Source organism: Thermocrispum sp. (assembly GCF_002919275.1).
Classification (GTDB): Bacteria; Actinomycetota; Actinomycetes; order Mycobacteriales; family Pseudonocardiaceae; genus Thermocrispum; species Thermocrispum agreste.
Genome location: NZ_PKFA01000052.1, coordinates 113,212 through 119,211 on the forward strand (window position 1 = coordinate 113,212; position 6,000 = coordinate 119,211).

Here is a 6,000-nt window from a genome sequence, read left to right on the forward strand (position 1 = left end):
GTCAGCGCGCCCATGGGACACTGGGGGACGTGCCTTCTCCGCTGCCCCTGGTTTTCGACGCGCCCAAGCGCGGTTTGCCGCCGCGCCATCTGGCCGACTTGTCGCTGGACGAGCGCAAGGAGGCGGTGGTGTCGCTGGGGGAGAAGGCTTTCCGTGCCAAACAGCTGTCTCACCACTACTTCGCGCGGTTGAGCGTCGATCCGGCGCAGATGACCGACATCCCGGCCTCCGCACGGGAGCGCCTGACCGCCGCGCTGATGCCGCAGCTGCTCACCGAAGTTCGGTCGGTGGCGTGTGACCATGGCATGACGCGCAAGACGCTGTGGCGAGCGCACGACGGGACGCTGATCGAGAGCGTGCTGATGCGCTACCCGGACCGGGCGACCCTGTGCATCTCCAGCCAGGCCGGGTGCGGGATGGCGTGCCCGTTTTGTGCCACCGGTCAGGGCGGACTGCAGCGCAACCTGTCCACCGCGGAGATCGTCGACCAGGTTCGCTCGGCCGCGGCGGTGATGCGGGACGGGCTGCTTCCTGGGCCGGACGGCAAGCCGTCGCCCGGCAGGCTGTCCAACATCGTGTTCATGGGGATGGGGGAGCCGTTGGCCAACTACCGCCGGGTGGTGGCCGCGGTACGGCGCATCACTGAACCGGCGCCGTCGGGGCTGGGGATCTCCCAGCGGTCGGTGACGGTTTCGACCGTGGGGTTGGCGCCGGCCATCCGCAAGCTGGCCGACGAGGGACTGCAGGTCCGTCTGGCGGTGTCGTTGCACACCCCCGATGACGAGCTGCGTGACACGCTCGTCCCGGTGAACAATCGGTGGCCGATCGACGAGGTGCTGCGGGCTGCGCGGTACTACATCGAGCGCACGTCGCGGCGGGTCAGCATCGAGTACGCGCTCATTCGGGGCGTGAACGACCAGCCGTGGCGGGCCGACCTGCTGGCGAAGCGCCTGCGGGAGCATCTGGGCCACCTGGTGCACGTCAACGTCATCCCGCTCAATCCCACGCCGGGCTCGAAGTGGGACGCTTCGCCCAAGGAAGTCGAACGGGAATTCGTGCGCAGGGTCAACGCAGGTGGCGTGAACTGCACCGTTCGTGACACGCGTGGCCAGGAGATCGCTGCGGCTTGCGGGCAGCTCGCTGCCGAGCAGAACTGAAACCGGTCAGCAGAGCGGCGCTGTGGCGTGGGTCCGGAACGCGGGCGGTCCCACACTGTTGATCGACAGCCCTGTGCTCGCTGTACCCGACGGAGCCCATTCCGTCGTACTCGAGGCTGTGGAGGCAAGTGGGGCACGGTCGACAGGAGGGCTCATGGGCCCCGTCTGTCGGCATGGGGAGTTCTTGCCGGTGCTGTGGCGGCGCGACTGGGCCGCTCGTGACGTCAGTGCTGAGGGTGCGGCCGCATCGATTCTGCTGACAGCAGAACGGCGTCTCGGCCGTCCTGGGGAGTGTCAGGATGATCGCATGACCGAAGCGCGCATCAACCCTCCGTTGTCGCCGGTGCCGGAACATGGCGAGTCCGCTGCGCTGTGGCGTGAGCGGCTCGGCGAGACGCTGCGCGCTGTGCGAATCGGCCGCCGGGCGCGCTTGGTCGACGTCGCAGAGCGTGCCGGTATCTCACCGCAATACCTGTCCGAGATCGAGCGGGGGCGGAAGGAGCCCTCGAGCGAAATGATCGCTGCTGTGGTCGGGGCCCTGGGGGTGGACTTGGATCAGGTGCTCGAGGCCGTGCTCGAGCGCGCCGGCCGACGGAGTCGATCGGACAGCCGGGCCGAGGCGTTGAGGCGCCCGGCAACCGGGCAGGACGGCCGGGTGGCGGTGCTGCGGCGGGCGGTGCGTGCGCGACCAGCTGGTCGCTTCGGGGGTGCGCGGCCATCGATGACGACGCCGCCGATGACGCGTACTGCCGGGCCGATGGTCATGGCCATGGCCGCGTGAGTCGAGCGGACGACGACGGCGGCGGGACCGGGCAGCCAGGTCAGGGGAAAGCCAGCGCCCGGCGCGTGCGTGGAAGTGGGCGGGCAAATGCCACCGGCGGCGAGAACGGCGCAACAAGTGGCCGCCGTGGGCAGCCGCCGTTGCCCACGGCGGCGTCGCCGTCCCGTGACCGCGGTTTCCAAGCGAGCAGCCGCCGTCGGTTGTGGCCGACGGCGCCGGCAGGGGCGGCCGTCGACGGTGGCCGACGGTGTCGGCAGAGGCCAGCGGTGTCGGAAGGTCACGCCGCCGGGATTGCTGACCGTACAGCGGACCGCGCCATCGAAGCTGGTGTCGAGGCGTAGCGAAGGCTGCCACTGTTGGAGCGACGTGGCGTTGCAGGAGCCGGTGGTCGCCGACGGGCCGTCGCAGGACTAGGTGGTCGCCGATGAGTCCGTCATGCAGGGCTGGTGGCCGCTGATGGACCCGTTGCGTGCCCTTGTGGCTGCTGATGGACCCGTGTGCGGAGCTGGTGGCTGCTGCTGAGCCCGCCGCGCAGAGTCGGGGGCCGCAGACAGGGCCCCTCGCAGAGCTGTCGCTGACGGACCTCTCGCAGGGCTGTCGCTGACGGACCTCTCGCAGGGCTGTCGCCGATGGGGATCCCGTTACGCGCAGCTGGTTGCCGGTGGGCCCGCCATACAGAGCCATGTGACTGTGGACGGGATCCTCGCTGAGCGGGTGGCCGCCGACAGGGCCGCCGCAGAGTCGGCGGTTGCCGAGGGTGATGCCGCGGCGCCAGTGGCCGCCGACGGGCCCCTTGCAAGGCCGTCGCCGATGGGGCGTCGCAGAGCTGGGCGCGCCGGATGCGGCGTCGCAGGAGCCGGCAGCCGAGGCCAGCCGGTGCCCTCGTGGCCATGTCACGGTCGGTGGGTCAGCACCACGTCGGCCAGCCCGTACTCGACGGCCCCGGCGGCGTCGAAGACCCGGTCGCGATCGGTGTCGTGCCTCAGCTGCTCCACCGAGCGCCCGGTGTGCTCGCTCAGGATGGCCTCGAACTGCGCGCGCACCCGCACCACTTCGTCGGCCTGCAGGATGAGGTCCGGTATGGAGCCGCGCCCCTGGACCGCGGGCTGGTGCAGCACGACCCGCGAGTGGGGCAGGACCGCCCGATGTCCCGCAGCGCCGCCTGCCAGCAGTACCGCCCCGGCGGCGACCGCCTGCCCGACGCAGGTCGTGTGGACCGGCGCCTTGATGTAGGTCATGGTGTCGTAGATCGCCAGCATGGCCGATGGATCGCCGCCCTCGCAGTTGATGTAGAGGTCGATGCTCGCCTCCGGCGACTCCGACTCCAGGTGCAGCAGCTGGGCGATCAACGTGTTCGCCACCCCGGAATCGATCGGCGTCCCCAAATACACCACCCGCTCGGTCAGCAGGTGCGAGTAGACATCCATGATGCGTTCGGTGCCCGCGTTGCGGGTGATGACGTTCGGGATCGGGTAGCTGCTCATCAGTCCGCCACCATCCCGAACCGTGCGCGCCGCAGCGGGCCTTCGAGCTGGGCGAAATCGTCGACGATGTGATCGATGAACCCGTACTCGATCGCCTGTTGCGCGGTGAACCACCTGTCGTGCAGCGAGTCGGTGAAGATCCGCTCGACGTCCTGCCCGGTGTCCTCGGCGATGAGCCCGAGTACCGTGTCCCGCGTGTGACGCAGGTCGTCCGCCTGCACCTCCACCTCGACCGCTGAGCCTCCGATGCCTGCGGAACCCTGGTGCATCAGAATCCTGGCGTGCGGCAGCGCGTACCGCTTGCCCTTGGTCCCAGCCGACAACAGGAACTGACCCGCACTGCACGCCAGGCCGAGCGCCACCGTGGTGACATCGCACGGCACCAGCTTCATCACGTCCCGGATCGCGAGCATCGACGGCACCGAGCCGCCGGGCGAATGAATCCACAACGCGATGTCCTTGCCCGGGTCCTGGGCCGCGAGCAGCAGTATCTGGGTGATCAGCGCCGTGCCGTTGTCGTCGTCCAGCGGGCCGTCGAGGACCAGCACGCGCTGGCTCCGCAGGTCTTCGCGCATGCGCTTGTCGAAGATCCGCGTGCTTTCGTCGTTGCTCATACCTCGATCGTCCGGGGAGGGGACCTTCCCGCGCCGCTCGATCTGCTGTGGGCTGCTTCGCTGTGAGCAGAGCGCCTGCCGCGATCCGTTCGCCACGGCCGGGTGCCGGCGACCGCCACTGTTCGGGCAGCGGGTCCTGCACTGGTCTCATCCGGCTGCACGTGCAGTGGCGCCGGGTAGCGACTCTTTGCGGCTGCGTCGAGTGGTGACTCTTTGCAATGGCGCTGAACAGTGGCTGCGTGCAATGGCGCTGAACAGTGGCTGCGTGCGATGACGCCGGGCTGAGGCCCTTTGCGGCAGTGCCGGGCAGTGACCCTTCATAGTGGTGCCGGACGCCGATTCTGCGGCGGGCGGTAGCGGCCGGGCAGCGGCTTCGGTGATGGCTTGCAGTGGCTTCGGGCAGCGACCCGTGCAGTGGCTTCCGGTGGCAGCATGGGGTCCCGACGGCAACTCGGCACGCCCTCACCGGGGCTTTCGCCAGCAGTGTTGTGGCAACGGCCTCTGCCAGGGGCTTCATGACGGCGGTTGGTGTGAGCGGCTTGTGCGCGAACGGCTTGCTGGAAGCCATCTCAGCGGCCCGTCCGTAGCACGTGTGTCAACCGCCGTGTGGCGGGGAAGTCACCGGTGATGGGCGGCAAGGTCAAGGGCTCGCCAGGTGCCCACGAAGTGATGACGGCCACCGCGACACGTGGCGCGTCTTCGTCTAAGGTAAGGCTCAGCTAAGCCAAGTTAGGTGAGGCTAATCGATGGAGGTCACGTGACGGTACAAACGGTCCGGCGAGCCGCGGAGCGGGAGGCGCTGGCCATGCCGGCCGTTGTGGTCTCGACCACCAGGCTCACCGACCACATGGTCCGCATCAGGCTGTACGCCGACGACGTCGAGAAGTTCGACTACGCGGGGCCGGACCAGCTGGTGCGGCTGTTCGTCCCGCCTCGTCCCGATGCGGAGCTGCATCTGCCGATCAGTGCCCGCTGGTGGCCCGAGGTGTGCGCGATGCCGGAGAGCATCCGCCCGATCGTGCGCAACTACACAGTGCGATCCGTCGACGTGGCCGCCGGGGAGCTGGACATCGACTTCGTGCTGCACGGGGACGACGGCCCGGCGTCGGCTTGGGCCCGTCGCGCCGTCCCTGGCGACAAGATCGGCATCCTCTTCGACGGGGCACGGTTCGATCCACCGCCCACCACGCGACGCATGCTGCTTGTCGGCGACGAGACGGCGCTTCCCGCCATCAGTGCCGCACTCGAGCAGCTGGACGCGTCGATCGAAGTACTGGCGCTGCTCGAGGTCGAGGATGCCGGTGCAGAACTCGAGCTTGCCCACCCGCCCGGCGCCGACATCCGCTGGCTGCACCGTGCGCCGGCCGGAGCCGCCCGTGGTGCCCTGGTGCTCGCCGAACTGCGCGCGGCCCGGCTGGAACCGCGGCACTGCTACGCGTGGGTGGCCGGCGAGTCGAGTCTGGCCACTTCCGTGCGCAGGCATCTGGTCAATGAGCGTGGCTTCGGCAAGGAGCAGGTGTACTTCTGCGGTTACTGGCGGCAGCACTGACACGCCTGGCCTGGTCCGATCGCGCTGCATGGGAGAACGCTCCGACGGCGCTGCATGCCGGGCTGGGCATGCCGCAGCAGACAAGTGCAGAACAAGGGGACGGCTCCCACGGCGCCGCGGAACGGATCGCCCTGACCGGGTGTGGGCCGGGCAGGCGACCTTCGACGAGTGATCAGCTGGCTGGGGCTGCTTCTCGCCCACCGGGAGTACAACCTGCGCACTGGGTGGCTGAGTGACGACGTGCTCACAGGGACAGCCTTGACGCTGGTGCAGAGCATCGAGCTGGTTTGCGGGTAGTGGGGTGTGATGTGCTGGCTGTGGTCGACCCGGTCGCTGAGCGGTGGCCCGTTGTTGGGGCGTTGCTGGGGTGGGCGGTTGGCTGGTTGGTGGGCAGTGCAGCGGTCAGCTGGCGGTG

At 69.2% G+C, this 6,000-nt stretch carries 5 protein-coding genes; 3 read left to right on the forward strand and 2 right to left on the reverse strand.

Annotated elements, in window-relative coordinates; translation table 11 throughout:
• Positions 1-29 precede the first annotated feature (29 nt).
• Both rlmN and CXP56_RS19145 read left to right on the forward strand, forming a co-directional pair.
• Positions 30-1,157 carry a dual-specificity RNA methyltransferase RlmN gene (gene rlmN, locus CXP56_RS13095; protein ID WP_286901276.1) on the forward strand — a complete coding sequence of 376 codons (1,128 nt, stop codon included), beginning with the start codon at positions 30-32 and terminating at the stop codon, positions 1,155-1,157.
• A 190-nt stretch (positions 1,158-1,347) separates the two neighbouring features.
• Positions 1,348-1,938 carry a helix-turn-helix domain-containing protein gene (locus CXP56_RS19145; RefSeq protein ID WP_479267591.1) on the forward strand — a complete coding sequence of 197 codons (591 nt, stop codon included), beginning with the start codon at positions 1,348-1,350 and terminating at the stop codon, positions 1,936-1,938.
• A gap of 893 nt (positions 1,939-2,831) precedes the next feature.
• Here CXP56_RS19145 and CXP56_RS13105 read toward each other — a convergent pair.
• Both CXP56_RS13105 and CXP56_RS13110 read right to left on the reverse strand, forming a co-directional pair.
• Positions 2,832-3,422 carry a ClpP family protease gene (locus CXP56_RS13105; protein ID WP_028848015.1) on the reverse strand — a complete coding sequence of 197 codons (591 nt, stop codon included), beginning with the start codon at positions 3,420-3,422 and terminating at the stop codon, positions 2,832-2,834.
• Positions 3,422-4,036: a ClpP family protease gene (locus tag CXP56_RS13110; protein ID WP_028848016.1), complete on the reverse strand. Its 615-nt coding sequence runs from the start codon at positions 4,034-4,036 to the stop codon at positions 3,422-3,424. Before CXP56_RS13110 ends, CXP56_RS13105 begins: the two co-directional genes overlap by 1 nt.
• Positions 4,037-4,793: 757 nt before the next feature.
• Between CXP56_RS13110 and CXP56_RS13115 the strand changes: the two genes are divergently transcribed.
• Complete coding sequence (locus CXP56_RS13115; RefSeq protein ID WP_286901277.1) at positions 4,794-5,585, forward strand: siderophore-interacting protein; 792 nt, start codon at positions 4,794-4,796, stop codon at positions 5,583-5,585.
• Positions 5,586-6,000: the final 415 nt, after the last annotated feature.